This window comes from Achromobacter sp., assembly GCF_050285565.1.
GTDB lineage: Bacteria > Pseudomonadota > Gammaproteobacteria > Burkholderiales > Burkholderiaceae_B > Achromobacter.
Map to the genome: position 1 here is coordinate 319,677 of NZ_JBLZXG010000005.1, position 16,187 is coordinate 335,863.

The 16,187-nt window shown below is 68.3% G+C and carries 20 protein-coding genes; all 20 read left to right on the forward strand.

Annotated elements, in window-relative coordinates; genetic code table 11:
* Window positions 1-15: 15 nt before the first annotated feature.
* Entirely contained in the window at window positions 16-993 is a 978-nt protein-coding gene (locus tag ACN6O8_RS12770) for a Bug family tripartite tricarboxylate transporter substrate binding protein (protein WP_427991405.1), read from the forward strand.
* 20 nt (window positions 994-1,013) lie between these two features.
* Entirely contained in the window at window positions 1,014-2,075 is a 1,062-nt protein-coding gene (locus ACN6O8_RS12775) for an NAD(P)H-dependent flavin oxidoreductase (protein WP_427991406.1), read from the forward strand.
* A 272-nt stretch (window positions 2,076-2,347) separates the two neighbouring features.
* Entirely contained in the window at window positions 2,348-3,184 is an 837-nt protein-coding gene (locus ACN6O8_RS12780) for an ABC transporter ATP-binding protein (RefSeq protein ID WP_427991407.1), read from the forward strand.
* A complete protein-coding gene (gene mlaE / locus ACN6O8_RS12785; protein WP_427991408.1) occupies window positions 3,181-3,969 on the forward strand; it encodes a lipid asymmetry maintenance ABC transporter permease subunit MlaE in 789 nt (262 codons plus the stop codon). Before ACN6O8_RS12780 ends, mlaE begins: the two co-directional genes overlap by 4 nt.
* A 13-nt stretch (window positions 3,970-3,982) precedes the next feature.
* A complete protein-coding gene (gene mlaD / locus ACN6O8_RS12790; RefSeq protein ID WP_427991409.1) occupies window positions 3,983-4,486 on the forward strand; it encodes an outer membrane lipid asymmetry maintenance protein MlaD in 504 nt (167 codons plus the stop codon).
* Window positions 4,487-4,572: 86 nt separating this feature from the next.
* Complete coding sequence (locus ACN6O8_RS12795) at window positions 4,573-5,379, forward strand: MlaA family lipoprotein (RefSeq protein ID WP_427991410.1); 807 nt, start codon at window positions 4,573-4,575, stop codon at window positions 5,377-5,379.
* 38 nt (window positions 5,380-5,417) lie between these two features.
* Entirely contained in the window at window positions 5,418-6,047 is a 630-nt protein-coding gene (locus tag ACN6O8_RS12800) for an MlaC/ttg2D family ABC transporter substrate-binding protein (protein ID WP_427991411.1), read from the forward strand.
* A gap of 173 nt (window positions 6,048-6,220) precedes the next feature.
* Complete coding sequence (locus ACN6O8_RS12805; protein WP_427991412.1) at window positions 6,221-7,018, forward strand: ABC transporter ATP-binding protein; 798 nt, start codon at window positions 6,221-6,223, stop codon at window positions 7,016-7,018.
* On the forward strand, window positions 7,015-7,827 hold the full coding sequence (locus tag ACN6O8_RS12810) for an ABC transporter permease (protein WP_427991413.1): 813 nt from the start codon (window positions 7,015-7,017) through the stop codon (window positions 7,825-7,827). Before ACN6O8_RS12805 ends, ACN6O8_RS12810 begins: the two co-directional genes overlap by 4 nt.
* A 5-nt stretch (window positions 7,828-7,832) precedes the next feature.
* A complete protein-coding gene (locus ACN6O8_RS12815) occupies window positions 7,833-8,078 on the forward strand; it encodes a BolA family protein (RefSeq protein WP_427991414.1) in 246 nt (81 codons plus the stop codon).
* Between the two features lie 2 nt (window positions 8,079-8,080).
* Window positions 8,081-9,361, forward strand: coding sequence for a UDP-N-acetylglucosamine 1-carboxyvinyltransferase (murA, locus tag ACN6O8_RS12820; protein WP_427991415.1), 1,281 nt, complete (start codon window positions 8,081-8,083; stop codon window positions 9,359-9,361).
* Window positions 9,358-10,032 (forward strand): ATP phosphoribosyltransferase, encoded by a 675-nt coding sequence (hisG, locus tag ACN6O8_RS12825; protein ID WP_427991416.1) that lies wholly within the window; start codon window positions 9,358-9,360, stop codon window positions 10,030-10,032. Before murA ends, hisG begins: the two co-directional genes overlap by 4 nt.
* 46 nt (window positions 10,033-10,078) lie before the next feature.
* Complete coding sequence (gene hisD, locus ACN6O8_RS12830; RefSeq protein ID WP_427991417.1) at window positions 10,079-11,383, forward strand: histidinol dehydrogenase; 1,305 nt, start codon at window positions 10,079-10,081, stop codon at window positions 11,381-11,383.
* On the forward strand, window positions 11,380-12,471 hold the full coding sequence (gene hisC / locus ACN6O8_RS12835; RefSeq protein ID WP_427991418.1) for a histidinol-phosphate transaminase: 1,092 nt from the start codon (window positions 11,380-11,382) through the stop codon (window positions 12,469-12,471). The genes hisD and hisC overlap by 4 nt, the downstream gene beginning before the upstream one ends.
* Before the next feature lie 12 nt (window positions 12,472-12,483).
* Window positions 12,484-13,071, forward strand: a complete 588-nt coding sequence (gene hisB, locus ACN6O8_RS12840; RefSeq protein WP_006388056.1) for an imidazoleglycerol-phosphate dehydratase HisB — start codon at window positions 12,484-12,486, stop codon at window positions 13,069-13,071.
* A 37-nt stretch (window positions 13,072-13,108) separates the two neighbouring features.
* Window positions 13,109-13,807, forward strand: a complete 699-nt coding sequence (gene hisH, locus ACN6O8_RS12845) for an imidazole glycerol phosphate synthase subunit HisH (RefSeq protein WP_427991419.1) — start codon at window positions 13,109-13,111, stop codon at window positions 13,805-13,807.
* A 59-nt stretch (window positions 13,808-13,866) separates the two neighbouring features.
* Entirely contained in the window at window positions 13,867-14,607 is a 741-nt protein-coding gene (gene hisA / locus ACN6O8_RS12850) for a 1-(5-phosphoribosyl)-5-[(5-phosphoribosylamino)methylideneamino]imidazole-4-carboxamide isomerase (protein WP_427991420.1), read from the forward strand.
* Entirely contained in the window at window positions 14,604-15,422 is an 819-nt protein-coding gene (gene hisF, locus ACN6O8_RS12855) for an imidazole glycerol phosphate synthase subunit HisF (protein ID WP_427991421.1), read from the forward strand. Before hisA ends, hisF begins: the two co-directional genes overlap by 4 nt.
* A 2-nt stretch (window positions 15,423-15,424) precedes the next feature.
* A complete protein-coding gene (gene hisI / locus ACN6O8_RS12860) occupies window positions 15,425-15,829 on the forward strand; it encodes a phosphoribosyl-AMP cyclohydrolase (protein WP_427991422.1) in 405 nt (134 codons plus the stop codon).
* The gene (locus ACN6O8_RS12865; protein ID WP_006392326.1) at window positions 15,826-16,176 is read left to right on the forward strand and encodes a phosphoribosyl-ATP diphosphatase; all 351 of its coding nucleotides are present in this window, start codon (window positions 15,826-15,828) and stop codon (window positions 16,174-16,176) included. Before hisI ends, ACN6O8_RS12865 begins: the two co-directional genes overlap by 4 nt.
* The last annotated feature ends 11 nt before the right edge of the window (window positions 16,177-16,187 follow it).

A 16,187-nucleotide genomic window follows, 5' to 3' on the forward strand; every position in this document is an offset into this window, starting at 1 on the left:
GAGGAGTCACCCAGCATGAAATCGCTACGCCCCCTGGTCGCCGCCCTGGCCGCCTTCGCCGCCTTGAGCGGCACCGCCCACGCCCAGACCGCCGACTGGCCCGCCAAGCCCATCACCATGATCGTGCCCTACGCCCCGGGCGGTTTTGCCGACACCCGCGTGCGCCTGCTGGCGCGCAAGCTGGGCGAATCGCTGGGCCAGCCGATCGTGGTCGAGAACAAGGCGGGCGCCGGCGGCGTGGTCGGCACCAACCTGATCGCCAAGGCGGCGCCCGACGGCTACACCATCGGCACCGGCAATCTGGCGCCGATGGCGGTCAACCCGTCGCTGATGAAGGACATGCCGTATGACCCGCAAAAGGATCTGGCGCCGGTCGTCCTGATCGAGAACAGCCCGCTGGTGCTGAGCGTGAACAACGAACTGCCGGTCAAGACCCTGGCCGACCTGATCGCGCTGGCCAAGAAACAACCCGGCAAACTGTCGTTCGGCTCGTCGGGCGTGGGCGGCGCGCACCACCTGTCGGGCGAAATGTTCCGCGAGCAGGCCAAGATCGACATCGTGCACGTGCCCTACAAGGGCGGCAGCCTGGCCGCGACCGACCTGATGGGCGGCCACATCTCGATGATGTTCGAAATGGGCTATTCGGCGCTGCCGGCCATCCAGGGCAAGAAGATCCACCCGATCGCGGTGACGTCGGCCCAGCGCCTGGCGGTGCTGCCGGACGTGCCGACCATGGCCGAATCCGGCCTGCCGGGCTTCGAGTCGTACAACTGGCAGGGCATCGTCGCCCCCGCCGGCACCCCGGCGCCCATCATCGCCAAGCTCAATGCCGAGTTCAACCGCATCCTGAAGGAGCCGGACGTGCAAAAAGCCATTGCCGACACCGGCAGCCAGGCCGGCGGCGGCACGCCCGAGCAATTCGGCGCCTTCATCAAGAGCGAAACGGCGAAGTGGGCGCAGGTCATCAAGGCTGGAAATATCCAGCTCCAGTAACCCCATCCAGGAGTATCCCCATGACATCCCGCCTGTTCGACCAGCTCAAGCTCGACCACCCCATCATCCAGGCGCCCATGGCCGGCGGCGCGACGACGGTGGAACTGGTGTCGGAGGCGTCGCGGGCGGGCGTCCTGGGCTCCCTCGGGGCGGCCTACATGAGCCCCGGGCAGATCGAGACGGCCGCCAGCGCGATCCGCGAACGCACCGACCGGCCCTTCGCCATCAACCTGTTCGCCTCGGTTCCGGCGCAGCCGTGCACGGGCGACGCCAGCCGCATGCTGGCCTTGCTGGCGCGCTATCACGCCCAACTGGGCCTGCCGGCCCCCGAGGCGCCCGCGCCGCAGCCCGATCCGTTGCCCGGCCAGATCGAGGCGGTGCTGCGCCTGCGCCCGGCGGTCTTCAGCTTCACCTTCGGCCGCATGCCCGCCGACGTCCTGGCGCGCTGCCGCGAACGGGGAATCCTGACGGTCGGCACCGCCACCACCGTGCGCGAGGCCGTGGCGCTGGCGCAGGATGGGGTCGACGCCATCGTGGCCCAGGGCGCCGAGGCGGGAGGCCACCGCGGCACCTTCCTGGACGATTTCGAACATGCGCTGATCGGCACCATGGCCCTGGTGCCGCAGGTGGCCGATGCGGTGTCGGTTCCGGTGATCGCCTCCGGCGGCATCATGGACGGCCGCGGCATTGCCGCCGCGCTGGCCCTGGGCGCGGCGGCCGCGCAAATGGGGACGGCATTCTTGACCACCGACGAAGCGGGCATCGGCGACGCCTACAAGGCGGTGCTGCCGGCCTCGCGGCCGGAGCAGTCGCGCATCACCCGGGCCTTCTCCGGCCGGCCGGCGCGCGGCATCGTGAACGCCTTCATGCGCGACGCCGACCAAATATCAGACGACATCCTGCCGTACCCCCTGCAGAACGCGCTGACCCGCCCGATGCGCACGGCGGGCGGCAAGGCCGGCAATATCGCCGTCCTGTCGCTGTGGGCCGGCCAGGGCGCGCCCCTCGCGCGGCGCGAAAGCACGGCCGCCCTGGTCGCGCGGCTGGCCCGCGAAACAGCCGCCGCCCGGGCCCGCGACTGACTCGCGGGACACCGCCGGGGGGGCTCAGACCCCTCCGGATTGTTCCCCCGGGCGAAAACACTGTTCCACGAACAGGTATATCCCACTGCGGTGACAATTCATCGGGCTACAATGGCCCCTCGCCGCCGGGTGCGACTGGTCTTTCGTTGTCCCCGGCATATGAGTAACAGGGCGCTTCCCGACGCAGCCCGCCTCGCTCGCGCCGGCTGGATTCCCGCCCGCGCCGAAGCGCGGCGGCAGGGCATCGCCACCGAAACACCCGCTTGTTGCCCATGCCCGATCAAACCCGCAGCACCTCGGAATTCGCCCTGCGCCTGGAAGGTGTGGCGCTCGGCTACGGTGATTTCACCGTCTTGCGCGACATTTCCATGGAAGCGCGTTCGGGCCAGGTGGTCGCCATCATGGGCGGCTCGGGCTCGGGCAAGACCACGCTGCTGCGCGCCGCCACCGGCCAGCTCACGGCGCAGCAGGGCACCGTGCTGGCGTTCGGCCAGGACATCGCCCTGGCCACGCCGGTCGAACTGCAGGCGCTGCGCAAGCGCATGGGCGTGCTGTTCCAGCAGGGCGCGCTGTTCACCGACCTGAACGTGTTCGAGAACGTCGCCTTCCCCTTGCGCGAACACACCCGGCTGACCGAACCCGAAATCACCACCCGCGTGCTGGACACGCTCGACGCCGTCGGCCTGCGCGCCGCCGCCCACCTGAAGGTGGCCGAAATTTCCGGCGGCATGTCACGCCGGGTGGCGCTGGCCCGCGCGGTGGTGCTGGAACCCGAACTGATCCTGTACGACGAACCGTTCGCCGGTCTCGACCCGATCTCGCTCGGCATCACCGCCCGCCTGATCCGCAGCCTGGCCGACCGCCTGGGCTGTGCCTCGGTGCTGATCACCCACGACGTGCACGAATCGTTCGCGATCGCCGACCAGGTCTACCTGGTGGGCCAGGGCCAGCTCAAGGCCGCCGGCACCCCCGACAGCCTGGCGGCCTCGCAGGATCCCTACGTGCGGCAATTCCTCCAGGGCGAGCCCGACGGCCCGGTCGCGTTCCAATACCCCGAAACGCCGGCTTTCCAGAAGTGGCTTTCGCAACAACAAGGGCGCAAGGCATGAGCGGATCCAACAACGCCGTAGGCGCGCTGGGCGGCTGGGTGCGCACCCGCATCGCCGGCATCGGCTACTTCACGCGGTTCTTCGGCGCCATGCTGGCGCGCAGCGGCATCGCGCTGTCGCGGCCGCGGCTGGTGTCGCAGCAGATCCATTTCATCGGCAACTACTCGCTGCTGATCATCGCAGTATCCGGCATGTTCGTCGGCTTCGTGCTCGGCCTGCAGGGCTATTACACGCTGAACCGCTATGGCGCCGAGGAATCGCTCGGCCTGCTGGTGGCGCTGTCGCTGGTGCGCGAGCTGGGCCCGGTGGTCACCGCGCTGCTGTTCGCCGGCCGCGCCGGCACCTCGCTGACCGCCGAGATCGGCCTGATGAAGGCCGGCGAACAGTTGTCGGCCATGGAAGTCATGGCCGTCGACCCGATGCGCCGCGTGCTGGTGCCGCGCCTGTGGGGCGGCATCATCGCCATGCCGATCCTGGCCGCCGTGTTCTCCATGGTGGGCATCATGGGCGGCTGGGTGGTCGGGGTGCTGATGATCGGCGTGGACGCCGGCGCCTTCTGGTCGCAGATGCAAGGCGGCGTCGATGTCTGGGACGACGTCCTGAACGGTGTCATCAAAAGCCTGGTGTTCGGCGTCACGGTGACGCTGGTGGCGCTTTACGAAGGCTGGCAGGCAAAACCCACGCCCGAAGGCGTCGCCCGCGCCACCACCCGCACGGTCGTGGTGGGTTCGCTGGCGGTGCTGGGGCTGGATTTCCTGCTGACCGCCTTGATGTTTGGAAACTGATTACGGATCGATCATGTCTCGTGAAAAAACCGATTTCTGGGTAGGCCTGTTCGTCTTGCTGGGCGCGGCCGCGCTGGCGTTCCTGGCGTTGCGCGCCGGCAACTTGAGCACCTTTTCTTTCGCGCCCACCTATACGCTAACGGCCAATTTCGATAACGTAGGCGGCCTCAAGGTGCGCGCTCCCGTGAAAAGCGCTGGCGTCGTGGTGGGCCGGATCGCCAAGATTTCCTTTGACGACAAGACCTTCCAGGCCGTCGTCGCGATCAATCTGGAAACCGCCTACCAGTTCCCCAAAGACTCGTCCGCGGCGATCCTCACGTCCGGCCTGCTGGGCGAGCAATACCTGGGCCTGACGCCGGGCAGCGAAGAGGACAACCTGGGCGACGGAGGCAAGATCCGCTATACCCAGAGCGCCGTGGTGCTGGAACAGCTGATCAGCAAGTTCCTGTACGGGACGGCCGAGAAGGAAGGCTCGAACGCGGGCGGCGCGCCGGAAGCGAAAGCCCCGGCAAACTAAAGAGGATGCGTCACGACCGGCAACAATCGGGCGCTTGACGCACGCTGCAATAAGAATACAAATCTGTTGATAGGGATGCCCTGATCATGAACAAGAAAGCTCTCTCCCGAATCGCCACCGTCGCCGCCGCCGGAGCGCTGATGGCGGGTTGCGCCGCACCGAAGCAACCGGACCCGCGCGACCCCTGGGAAGGCTTCAACCGCGGCGTCTACAAGTTCAACGACACCGTCGACCGCGCGGTCTTCAAACCGGTGGCGCAGGCCTACACCTACGTCACGCCGGAACCGGTGCGCAGTTGCGTCCACAACATCTTCAGCAACGTCGGCGACCTCTGGTCGGGCACCAACAGCTTCCTGCAGGGCCGCGGTCACGACTTCGTCAACACGCTCGGCCGCTTCCTGTTCAACACCACCATGGGCGTGGGCGGCTGCTTCGACGTCGCCTCGGCCAATGGCGCGCGCAAGATCCCCAACGACTTCGGCACCACGCTGGGCGTGTGGGGCTTGGGCCAGGGCCCGTACCTGGTGCTGCCGTTCTTCGGTTCCTCCAGCGTGCGCGACGGCGTCGGCCTGGTCGGCGACTGGCAGGGCCGCATGCACGGCTACATGGGCGTGAGCGCCATCGACAACGTGCCGCTGCGCAATTCGCTGTGGGGCCTGGAAGTGGTCGACACGCGCGCCAGCCTGCTCAACGCCACCGACACGGTCGACCGCGTGGCGCTCGATCCGTACAGCTTCGTGCGCGATGCCTACCTGCAGCGCCGCGCCGCCATGGTCAACGGCCTGCGCGTGGACGATGAGTCCAACCTGCCCAAGTACGAAGATGACGAGGACGAGGGCGCCGCCAAGGCCAAGGGCGCGCCCGCCCCGGCGGCCAACCCCGCCACCAAGTAAGCTGTTGCGTTGTGTTTTCAGTACAGCAAGGAGTTTCCATGCGGTTTCCCTTTATTTCCCTGCTTCAGCGCCTGACCTTCGCCGCCCTGCTGGGGCTGGCGGCGTCCGCCGCGGTGCAGGCCCAGCCCGACGCCAACGGCGCGCCGGACAAATTCGTGCTGGCCGCGGCCAATGAGGCCCTGGACGTCCTGAAGGCCGACGGCGCCGTCAAGGCGGGCAACCCGGCCCGCATCAACCAGGTCGTCAACGAGCACATCCTGCCCTACGTCAACTTCCAGAAGACCACGCGCCTGGCCGCCGGCCGCTACTGGCGCCAGGCCAGCGAGCAGCAGAAGACGGCCCTGGCGGACGCCTTCCGTGGCACCCTGGTGCGTACCTACAGCGGCGCGCTGACCCGCGTCACCCCCAGCACCACGATCACGGCGCTGCCGTTCCGCGGCGACCCCAAGGCCGACGACGTGGTGGTGCGTACGCTCATCAGCCAGGCCAACGGCCAGCCGACCGGCGTCGACTACCGCCTGGAAAAGACGCCGCAGGGCTGGAAGATCTACGACATGAACGTCGAAGGCATCTGGCTGATCGAGAACTACCGCAACCAGTTCGCCCAGCAGATCAACCAGAACGGCATCGACGGTCTGATCCAGGCGCTGAACCAGCGCAACCAGTAACGATCCCGTCCGGATTGCCCGGCCCGGCGCACCCTGTGGTTCGCCGGGCCGGCTGTTTTTGGGGACACAACATCCCCAGCGCCCCCACGCCCGCCGGGGCTATCCCGGCCTCGGGCGACAGGGCGCTTATATAATGATCAATTCGCTCTTTGCCGGGCCCCCTTGCCGCCGTCATGTCCGCCGTCAGTCTTGAGAACGTCTCCAAAATCTACTCGCCGCGCCGCAGCGCCTGGGACAAGCTCATCGGGCGCGCGCCCGGCGCGGGCTTCCAGGCGCTCGACAACGTCAGCCTGAACATCGAGCACGGCGAGTTCTTCGGCCTGCTCGGCCCCAACGGCGCCGGCAAGACCACCCTGATTTCCATCCTGGCCGGGCTGGCGCGCGCCAGCGCCGGCCGCGCCACGGTCTGTGGCTACGACGTCGTGGCCGACTACAAGTCGGCACGGCGGGCCTTGGGCGTGGTGCCGCAGGAACTGGTTTACGACCCGTTCTTCACGGTGCGCGAGACGCTGCGCATCCAATCGGGCTATTTCGGCCTGCGCAAGAACGACGACTGGATCGACGAGATCCTCTTCAACCTGGGCCTGGCCGACAAGGCCAACGCGAACATGCGCGCGCTGTCCGGCGGCATGAAGCGCCGCGTGCTGGTGGCGCAGGCGCTGGTGCACCGGCCCCCGGTGATCGTGCTCGACGAACCCACCGCCGGCGTCGACGTCGACCTGCGCCGCACCCTGTGGGAATTCATTTCGCGCCTGAACAAGGCCGGCCACACCATCATGCTGACCACCCACTACCTGGAAGAGGCGGAAGCCCTGTGCGGCCGCATCGCCATGCTCAAAGGCGGCCGCATCGTGGCGCTGGACACCACCCAGGCGCTGCTGGCGCGCGTGGGCGGTGTCGACCTCGAAGACGCCTTCGTGCGCATCATGCACCAGGACGACGCTTTGCAACCCGAAGAGATTCCGCAATGACGCAGCCCGCCGCCACCCCCGGCCAGCCGCTGGTGCAGCCCCGCCTGGACGCGGGCTCAGGCTTTCCGACCCTGCTGCGCAAGGAATTGCTGCGCTTCTGGAAAGTCAGCTTCCAGACCATCGCCGCGCCCGTCATCACCGCGCTGCTGTACCTGCTGGTGTTCGCCCACGTGCTGGAGGGGCGCGTCATGGTCTACGGCAGCGTGCCGTACACCGCGTTCCTGATCCCCGGGCTCATGATGATGAGCATGCTGCAGAACGCCTTCGCCAACCCCTCGTCATCGCTGATCCAGAGCCGCATCACCGGTAACCTGGTGTTCATGCTGCTGCCGCCGCTGTCGCACCGCGACATCTTCGCCGCCTACGTGCTGGCGGCCGTGGTGCGCGGCCTGGCCGTGGGCCTGTGCGTGTGGGTGGTGGCGCTGTTCTTCGTCTCGCTGGTGCCGGCCAACCCGCTGTGGCTGCTGGTGTTCGCGGTGCTGGCCTGCGGCATCATGGGCGTGCTGGGCCTGATCGCGGGCCTGTGGTCGGAAAAATTCGACCAACTGGCGGCGTTCCAGAATTTCCTCATCATGCCGGCCACCTTCCTGTCCGGCGTGTTCTATTCCATCCATACGCTCCCGGCCTTCTGGCAGGGCGTGTCCCACTGGAACCCCATCTTCTACACCATCGACGGTTTCCGCTACGGATTCTTCTCGGTGTCGGACGTCTCCCCCTGGCGCAGCCTGGCAGTGGTGACGGGGGTGTTCCTCGCGCTTTCGATCTATGCGCTGCGGCTCCTGGCCAGCGGCTACAAACTCAGGAACTGACGTCCATGCTTCCCACCCCCGCGCAAGTCCGCCAATACATCGCGGACGGCCTGCCCTGTGAACACCTCGACGTACAGGGCGACGGCTCGCATTTCGACGCGGTCATCGTCAGCGCCGCCTTCGAAGGCAAACGCCTGATCCAGCGCCACCAACTGGTCTACGCGGCGCTGGGCGACCGCATGAAGGCCGAGATCCACGCCTTGTCGATGCGCACCATGACCCCCGCCGAATACGCCCAGGCGGGCAAGTGACCATGGACAAGCTACGCATTACCGGCGGTGCGCGCCTGCACGGCGAAGTCACCATCTCCGGGGCCAAGAACTCGGCGCTGCCGATCCTGTGCGCCGGCCTGCTGACCGCGGACCCGCTGACCATCGCCAACGTGCCGCACCTGAACGACACCGCCACCATGCTGCGCCTCTTGGGCCGCATGGGCGTGCGCGCCGAACGCGGCAACGACGGCATCGTGACCCTGCAGGCCGACCGCGTCGACAGCCTCGAAGCGCCGTACGAGCTGGTCAAGACCATGCGCGCCTCGATCCTGGTGCTGGGCCCCCTGGTGGCGCGTTTCGGCGAAGCCCGCGTCAGCCTGCCGGGCGGCTGCACCATCGGCCAGCGTCCGGTGGACCAGCACATCAAGGGCCTGGCGGCGCTGGGCGCCGACATCAGCATCGAGCACGGCTTCGTGGTGGCGCGCGCCAAGCGCCTGAAGGGCGCGTCCATCCGCACCGACATGGTCACCGTCACCGGCACCGAGAACCTGCTGATGGCCGCCGTGCTGGCCGAGGGCCGCACCGTGCTGGAGAACGCCGCGCGCGAGCCCGAGGTGGTGGACCTGGCCGAACTGCTCATCAAGATGGGCGCCCGCATCCAGGGCCATGGCACCGACCGCATCGTGATCGACGGCGTCGAACGCCTGCACGGCGCCGAACACCGTGTCATCTCCGACCGCATCGAGGCCGGCACCTTCCTGTGCGCGGTGGGCGCGGCTGGCGGCGACATCGTCCTGCGCAACACCGACGCCGGCATCCTCGGCGCCACCCTCGACAAGCTGACCGAGGCCGGCCTGACCATCGAGACCGGCCCCGACTGGATCCGCGGCGCCATGTCCGCGCGGCCCAAGGCGGTGGGTTTCCGCACCCACGAGTACCCGGGCTTCGCCACCGACATGCAGGCCCAGTTGATGACCCTGAACACCGTGGCCGAAGGCACCTCGGTCATCGTCGAGACCATTTTCGAGAACCGCTACATGCACGTGCAGGAACTGCGCCGCATGGGCGCGGACATCGACATCGACGGCCACACCGCCGTCGTCCGCGGCATCGCCCGGCTGTCGGGCGCGACGGTCATGGCCACCGACCTGCGGGCCTCGGCCAGCCTGGTCATCGCCGGCCTGGCCGCCGACGGCGAGACGCTGGTCGACCGCATCTACCACCTGGACCGCGGCTACGACCGCATGGAAGTCAAGCTGCGCGCCCTGGGCGCCAATATTCAACGCGTTGCTGAACGCACTAGCGGCAAGGAATCGGCATGAGCGATGCCCCTCTCGCGCCCCTGACCCTGGCTCTGTCCAAGGGGCGGATCTTCGAAGAAACCATGCCTTTGCTGGCGGAAGCCGGCATCGAGGTGCCCGAGAACCCCGAAAGCTCGCGCAAGCTGATCTTGCCGACCAGCGATCCGGGCCTGCGCCTGATCATCGTGCGCGCCTCGGACGTGCCGACCTACGTGCAGTATGGCGCGGCCGACCTCGGCATCGCCGGCAAGGACGTGCTGATCGAGCACGCCGCGCAGCAGCCCGGCGGCCTGTATCAGCCGATCGACCTGAACATCGCCAAGTGCCGCCTGGCCGTGGCCGTGCGCAACGGCTTCGACTACGACGCCGCGGTGCACCAGGGCGCGCGCCTGCGCGTAGCCACCAAGTACGTGCAGTCAGCCCGTGAACACTTTGCATCCAAGGGTGTGTACGTCGACATCATCAAGCTGTATGGTTCGATGGAACTGGCGCCGCTGGTGGGCCTGGCCGACTGCATCGTGGACCTGGTGTCCACCGGCGGCACGCTGCGCGCCAACGACCTGGTCGCGGTCGAGGACATCATGCCGATCTCCTCGCGCCTGATCGTCAACCAGGCCGCGCTCAAAACCCGCGGCGAACGCCTGCAACCGCTGCTGGACGCCTTCGAGCGCGCCGCTTCCCGCAACGCCTGACCCCGACCGCCGCCCCCGCGCGGCGGCCGCCACCCGCCTGAACGCCATGGCCCTGATCAATCGTCTCGATTCCCGCGATCCCGGATTCGCATCCGCCCTGTCCCAGCTGCTGGCCTTCGAGGCCACCGAGGACGAGTCCATCGACCGCGCCGCCGCCGGCATCCTGGCCGACGTGCGCGCCCGCGGCGATGCCGCGCTGGTGGAATACACCCAGCGCTTCGACCGCATGCCGCAGGCGTCCGCGGACACACTCGAAATCCCCAAGGCCGACTGGCATGCGGCCCTGGCCGCGCTGCCGGCCGCCCAGCGCGACGCGCTGCAGGCCGCCGCCGAGCGCGTGCGCCGCTACCACGAGCGCCAGCGCGCCGAAACCTGGACCTACACCGAGGCTGACGGCACCATGCTGGGCCAGCAGATCACGCCGCTGGACCGCGTCGGCCTGTACGTGCCGGGCGGCAAGGCCGCGTATCCCTCGTCGGTGCTGATGAACGCCATCCCGGCCAAGGTCGCCGGCGTGCAGGAACTGGTCATGGTCACGCCCACGCCGGACGGCGCGCGCAACCCCATCGTGCTGGCCGCCGCCGCCATCAGCGGCGTCGACCGCGTGTTCGCCATCGGCGGCGCGCAGGCCGTGGGCGCGCTGGCCTACGGCACCGCCACCGTGCCGGCGGTGGACAAGATCGTCGGCCCCGGCAACGCCTACGTGGCCGCCGCCAAGCGCCGCGTGTTCGGCGTGGTCGGCATCGACATGATCGCCGGCCCCAGCGAAATCCTGGTGATCTGCGACGGCAAGACGCCGGCCGACTGGATCGCCATGGACCTGTTCTCGCAGGCCGAGCACGACGAACTGGCCCAGTCCATTCTGCTGTGCCCGGACGCCGCCTTCATCGCCGAAGTCGAGGCCGCCATCGCCCGCCTGTTGCCGACCATGCCGCGCGCCGCCATCCTGCGCACCAGCCTGGCCAACCGCGGCGCCCTGATCCAGGTGCGCGACCTGGACGAGGCTTGCCGCATCGCCAACGACATCGCCCCGGAACACCTGGAGATCTCCACCGAGCAGCCCGAAGTCTGGACCGCCAAGATCCGCCACGCCGGCGCCATCTTCATGGGCCGCTTCAGCTCGGAAGCCCTGGGCGACTACTGTGCCGGCCCCAACCACGTGCTGCCGACCTCGCGCACGGCGCGGTTCTCGTCGCCGCTGGGCGTGTACGACTTCCAGAAGCGCTCCAGCCTGATCCAGGTGTCGCGCCAGGGCGCCCAGACGCTTGGCCGCATCGCCGCCGAACTGGCGCTGGGCGAAGGCCTGCAGGCCCACGCCGCCAGCGCCCAGTACCGGATCGACCAGCCATGAGCGCGGTCGCCGGCTGCATCGCCGGCACCATCCGGCCCGACATCCTCGAACTGAGCGCGTATCCCGTGGCGCACGCCGAAGGCTGCATCAAGCTGGACGCGATGGAATCGCCCTACGAACTGCCCGAGGCGGTGCGCGACGACCTGGCCCGCGTGCTGCGCGACACGCCGCTGAACCGCTACCCGGCCGCCGACCTGGCCGAACTGCGCCAGGCCGTGAAATCGGCCTTCGGCGTGCCCGCGGCCGCCGGCGTGCTGTTCGGCAACGGCTCGGACGAGCTGATTCACATGACGGTACAGGCCTGCTGCAACCCGGGTGAAGTGGTGCTGGCGCCGTGGCCGTCGTTCGTCTATTTCGACATGGCGGCGCGTTTCGACCACGCCCGCTTCGTCGGCGTGCCGCTCACCGATGACCTGTCCCTGGATCTGCCGGCCATGCTGGCCGCGATCCGCGAGCACCAGCCCAAGGTGGTGTTCCTGGCGGTGCCCAACAACCCCACCGGCGGCGCCTGGCCGGATGAGGACATGGCCGCCATCATCGCCGCCGCCCCCGGCCTGGTGGTGGTGGACGAGGCCTACCAGCCCTTCACCGACCGTAGCTGGATGCCGCGCCTGCTGGACGCGCCCAACGTCGTGGTGATGCGCACGGTGTCCAAGATCGGCCTGGCGGGCCTGCGCTTCGGCTATCTGGCCGGCCATCCGGACTGGATCGCCGAACTCGACAAGGTGCGCCCGCCCTACAACCTGGACGTGCTGACCCAGGCCGCGCTGCTGACGGTGCTGCGCCACAAGCCGGTGCTGGACGAACAGGCCGCCCGACTGCGCGCCGACCGCGAGCCGCTGGCCGCCGCGCTGGCGGCACTGCCGGGCGTCAGGGTATTCCCGTCCGCGGCCAACTTCGTACTCGCGCGCTTTTCCGGCAAGCTCGACGGCAACGCCGTGCATCTTGCCCTGAAACAGCGCAAAATATTGGTTCGTAACTTCGCCAACGCCCACCCGCTCCTGGCCGGCTGCCTCCGCATCTCGGTAGGCGCCCCGGCCGAGAACGCCGCTTTGCTATCGGCACTGCAAGACATCCTCAGCGCCTAATCGAGTCCTGACATGCGTACCGCAGAGATCACCCGCAACACCAACGAAACCCGCATCCGCGTGGCCATCAACCTGGATGGCACCGGCAAGCAGACGATCGACACGGGCGTGCCCTTCCTGGACCACATGCTGGACCAGATCGCGCGCCACGGCCTGATAGACCTCGACATCAAGGCCGAGGGCGACCTGCACATCGATGCGCATCACACGGTGGAAGACGTGGGCATCACGCTGGGCATGGCCATCGCCAAGGCGGTCGGCACCAAGGCCGGCCTGCGCCGCTACGGTCACGCCTACGTGCCGCTGGACGAGGCGCTGTCGCGCGTGGTGGTCGACTTCTCCGGCCGTCCGGGCCTGGAATACCACATCCCCTTCACCCGCTCGCACATCGGCGCCTTCGACGTCGACCTGACGCGCGAATTCTTCCAGGGCCTGGTCAACCACGCGCTGATCACCCTGCACATCGACAACCTGCGCGGCACCAACGCCCACCACCAATGCGAAACGGTCTTCAAGGCCTGTGGCCGCGCGCTGCGCATGGCCATCGAAGTCGACCCGCGCATGGGCGACGTCGTGCCCTCGACCAAGGGCGTGCTGTAAGCTGCGCGACCTCCCGCCACGCACCAGGTAAACCGAAGTGACCACTATCGCCATCGTCGATTACGGAATGGGCAACTTCCATTCCGTCGCGCGCGCGCTCAAGTACGCCGCCCCCGACGCGGACATCCGCATCTGCAACCAGCCCCACGAAATCGACGCGGCCGACCGCGTGGTGTTTCCGGGGCAGGGCGCCATGGCGGATTGCATGCGCACCCTGAACGAATCCGGCCTGCGCGACGCGGTCGTCAAGGCCGCCCGCGGCAAGCCGCTGCTGGGCGTCTGCGTGGGCGAACAGATGCTGTTCGACTCCAGCGAAGAGGGCGCCACCGCCTGCCTGGGCCTGTTCCCCGGCGTTGTGCGGCGCTTTGCCGGCCCGCGCTTCGCCGACCCGGTCACGGCCGACGACGCGGCCTGCGCGGCCGACAGCGGCGCCGCCGGCCCGGTCGACGTCCGGCCGGAGCGCCTGAAAGTCCCGCACATGGGATGGAACAAAGTCCGCCAGACGCGCTCTCACCCTATCTGGGCCGGCATTCCGGACGACACGCATTTCTATTTCGTCCATAGTTATTACGCCGACCCGGCCGATGCGGGCCTGACCGTCGGAGAAACCGATTATGGCGTCACCTTTACCTGCGCGGTGGCGGCAGCTAACATTTTCGCGGTGCAGTTCCACCCGGAAAAGAGCGCCGAGCACGGTTTGCGCCTGTATCGCAATTTTGTAGACTGGCAGCCGTAAGCCGTTCCGGCACACACGCGCGCCAGCCCATTCAACCCCATATTTTCCCGCTGCCCACCATGCTGCTGATCCCCGCCATCGATCTCAAAGACGGACGCTGCGTGCGTCTGCGCCAGGGCGACCTGGACGATGCAACGGTGTTCTCCGAAGACCCCGCCTCCATGGCCTCCAAATGGCTCGAACAGGGCGCCCGCCGCCTGCACCTGGTCGACCTGAACGGCGCCGTCGCCGGCAAGCCCAAGAACGAAGCGCCCATCAAGGCCATCCTGGACGCCGTCGGCGACGACATCCCGGTTCAGATCGGCGGCGGCATCCGCGACCTCGACACCATCGAGCGCTATCTCGACGCCGGCATCTCCTACGTGATCATCGGCACCGCCGCGGTCAAGAATCCCGGCTTCCTGCACGATGCCTGCGGCGCCTTCCCCGGCCAGATCATCGTCGGCCTGGACGCCCGCGACGGCAAGATCGCCACCGACGGCTGGAGCAAACTGACGCGCCACGACGTGCTCGACCTGGCCAAGAAGTTCGAAGACTACGGCTGCGAAGCCATCATCTACACCGACATCGGCCGCGACGGCATGTTGTCGGGCGTGAACGTCGAGGCCACCGTGCGCCTGGCGCAGCACGTGCGCATCCCGGTGTACGCCTCGGGCGGCATCGCCGGCATCCAGGACATCGAAGCGCTGTGCGCCGTCGAGGAAGAGGGCGTCGAAGGCGCCATCCTGGGCCGCAGCATCTACGAAGGCACGCTCAACTTCCAAGCGGCCCAGGCCCGCGCCGACGAATTGGCCAAATGACCACCACCAGCAGGTCCCCCGAGGCCGGCGCGCCCGCCCAGAGCGCGCTGACCCGCCGCATCATCCCCTGCCTTGACGTCACCGCCGGCCGGGTCGTCAAGGGCGTGAACTTCGTCAACCTCGCCGACGCCGGCGACCCCGTCGAGATCGCCCGCCGCTACAACGAGCAGGGCGCCGACGAACTCACCTTCCTGGACATCACCGCCACCAGCGACGGCCGCGACCTGATCCTGCCCATCATCGAGCAGGTCGCCTCGCAGGTCTTCATCCCCCTGACGGTGGGTGGCGGCGTGCGCCAGGTATCGGACATCCAGCGCCTGCTGAACGCCGGCGCCGACAAGATCAGCATCAACAGCGCCGCCGTGGCCAACCCGGAACTGGTGCGCGCGGCCTCCGACTACCACGGCTCGCAATGCGTGGTGGTGGCGATCGACGCGCGCCGGGTCTCGGCCGCGGGCGAGGCGCCGCGCTGGGAAGTCTTCACCCATGGCGGCCGCAAGGCCACCGGGCTGGACGCCGTGGCCTGGGCCCGTCGCATGGCCGCCTACGGCGCCGGCGAGATCCTGCTGACCAGCATGGATCGCGACGGCACCAAGTCGGGCTTCGACCTGGAACTGACCCGCGCCGTCTCGGACGCGGTGCCGGTGCCGGTCATCGCCTCGGGTGGCGTCGGCACCCTGCAGCACCTGGCCGACGGCGTCACCACCGGCCGCGCCAGCGCCGTGCTGGCCGCCAGCATCTTCCACTTCGGCCAGCACACGGTCGGCGAATGCAAGCGCTTCATGGCCGAACAGGGCATTGAAGTGAGGATATGACGATGAGCAACGAACCCGGCTGGATGGCCGACGTCGTCTTCGACGAAAACGGCCTGATCCCGGCCATCGCGCAGGACGCCGACAACGGCCAGATCATGATGGTGGCCTGGATGAACCGCGAATCGCTGGCCGAAACCGCCGCCACCGGCCGCGCGGTGTACTGGTCGCGCTCGCGCCAGCGCCTGTGGCGCAAGGGCGAGGAATCGGGCCACGTGCAGCAGGTGCACGAGCTGCGCCTGGATTGCGACGGCGACGTGGTGCTGCTCAAGGTGCGCCAGGAAGGCGGCATCGCCTGCCACACCGGCCGCGCCAGCTGTTTCTACCGCCGCCTGGAAGGCCCGAGCGACCAGGCCGCCTGGGTCACGGTCGACCCGGTGCTGAAAGACCCCGAACTGATCTACAAATGACCGACTCGCCCCTCACCGCCCACGACGTCCTGGCCCGCATCGCCGACACCCTGGAGACCCGCCGCCCCGAAAACGGCGGCGATCCCAAGGCCTCGTACGCGGCCAAGCTGCTGTCCAAGGGCCCCGACGCCTTCCTCAAGAAAATCGGCGAAGAAGCCACCGAACTGGTCATGGCCGCCAAGGATGGCGTGCCCGAACGCATCGTCAGCGAAACCGCCGACCTGTGGTTTCATTGCCTGGTGGCGCTGACGCACTTCAACCTGCGCCCCGACGACGTGCTGGCCGAGCTGGCCCGCCGCGAAGGGCTGTCGGGCCTGGCCGAGAAGGCCAGCCGGCCCCAGGACTGACACGGAACCGG

Coding starts and splice junctions, on each gene's coding strand:
- ACN6O8_RS12770 (WP_427991405.1), top strand. CDS start 16: ATGAAATCGCTACGCCCCCTGGTCGCCGCCCTGGCCGCCTTCGCCGCC.
- ACN6O8_RS12775 (WP_427991406.1), top strand. CDS start 1,014: ATGACATCCCGCCTGTTCGACCAGCTCAAGCTCGACCACCCCATCATC.
- ACN6O8_RS12780 (WP_427991407.1), top strand. CDS start 2,348: ATGCCCGATCAAACCCGCAGCACCTCGGAATTCGCCCTGCGCCTGGAA.
- mlaE (WP_427991408.1), top strand. CDS start 3,181: ATGAGCGGATCCAACAACGCCGTAGGCGCGCTGGGCGGCTGGGTGCGC.
- mlaD (WP_427991409.1), top strand. CDS start 3,983: ATGTCTCGTGAAAAAACCGATTTCTGGGTAGGCCTGTTCGTCTTGCTG.
- ACN6O8_RS12795 (WP_427991410.1), top strand. CDS start 4,573: ATGAACAAGAAAGCTCTCTCCCGAATCGCCACCGTCGCCGCCGCCGGA.
- ACN6O8_RS12800 (WP_427991411.1), top strand. CDS start 5,418: ATGCGGTTTCCCTTTATTTCCCTGCTTCAGCGCCTGACCTTCGCCGCC.
- ACN6O8_RS12805 (WP_427991412.1), top strand. CDS start 6,221: ATGTCCGCCGTCAGTCTTGAGAACGTCTCCAAAATCTACTCGCCGCGC.
- ACN6O8_RS12810 (WP_427991413.1), top strand. CDS start 7,015: ATGACGCAGCCCGCCGCCACCCCCGGCCAGCCGCTGGTGCAGCCCCGC.
- ACN6O8_RS12815 (WP_427991414.1), top strand. CDS start 7,833: ATGCTTCCCACCCCCGCGCAAGTCCGCCAATACATCGCGGACGGCCTG.
- murA (WP_427991415.1), top strand. CDS start 8,081: ATGGACAAGCTACGCATTACCGGCGGTGCGCGCCTGCACGGCGAAGTC.
- hisG (WP_427991416.1), top strand. CDS start 9,358: ATGAGCGATGCCCCTCTCGCGCCCCTGACCCTGGCTCTGTCCAAGGGG.
- hisD (WP_427991417.1), top strand. CDS start 10,079: ATGGCCCTGATCAATCGTCTCGATTCCCGCGATCCCGGATTCGCATCC.
- hisC (WP_427991418.1), top strand. CDS start 11,380: ATGAGCGCGGTCGCCGGCTGCATCGCCGGCACCATCCGGCCCGACATC.
- hisB (WP_006388056.1), top strand. CDS start 12,484: ATGCGTACCGCAGAGATCACCCGCAACACCAACGAAACCCGCATCCGC.
- hisA (WP_427991420.1), top strand. CDS start 13,867: ATGCTGCTGATCCCCGCCATCGATCTCAAAGACGGACGCTGCGTGCGT.
- hisF (WP_427991421.1), top strand. CDS start 14,604: ATGACCACCACCAGCAGGTCCCCCGAGGCCGGCGCGCCCGCCCAGAGC.
- hisI (WP_427991422.1), top strand. CDS start 15,425: ATGAGCAACGAACCCGGCTGGATGGCCGACGTCGTCTTCGACGAAAAC.
- ACN6O8_RS12865 (WP_006392326.1), top strand. CDS start 15,826: ATGACCGACTCGCCCCTCACCGCCCACGACGTCCTGGCCCGCATCGCC.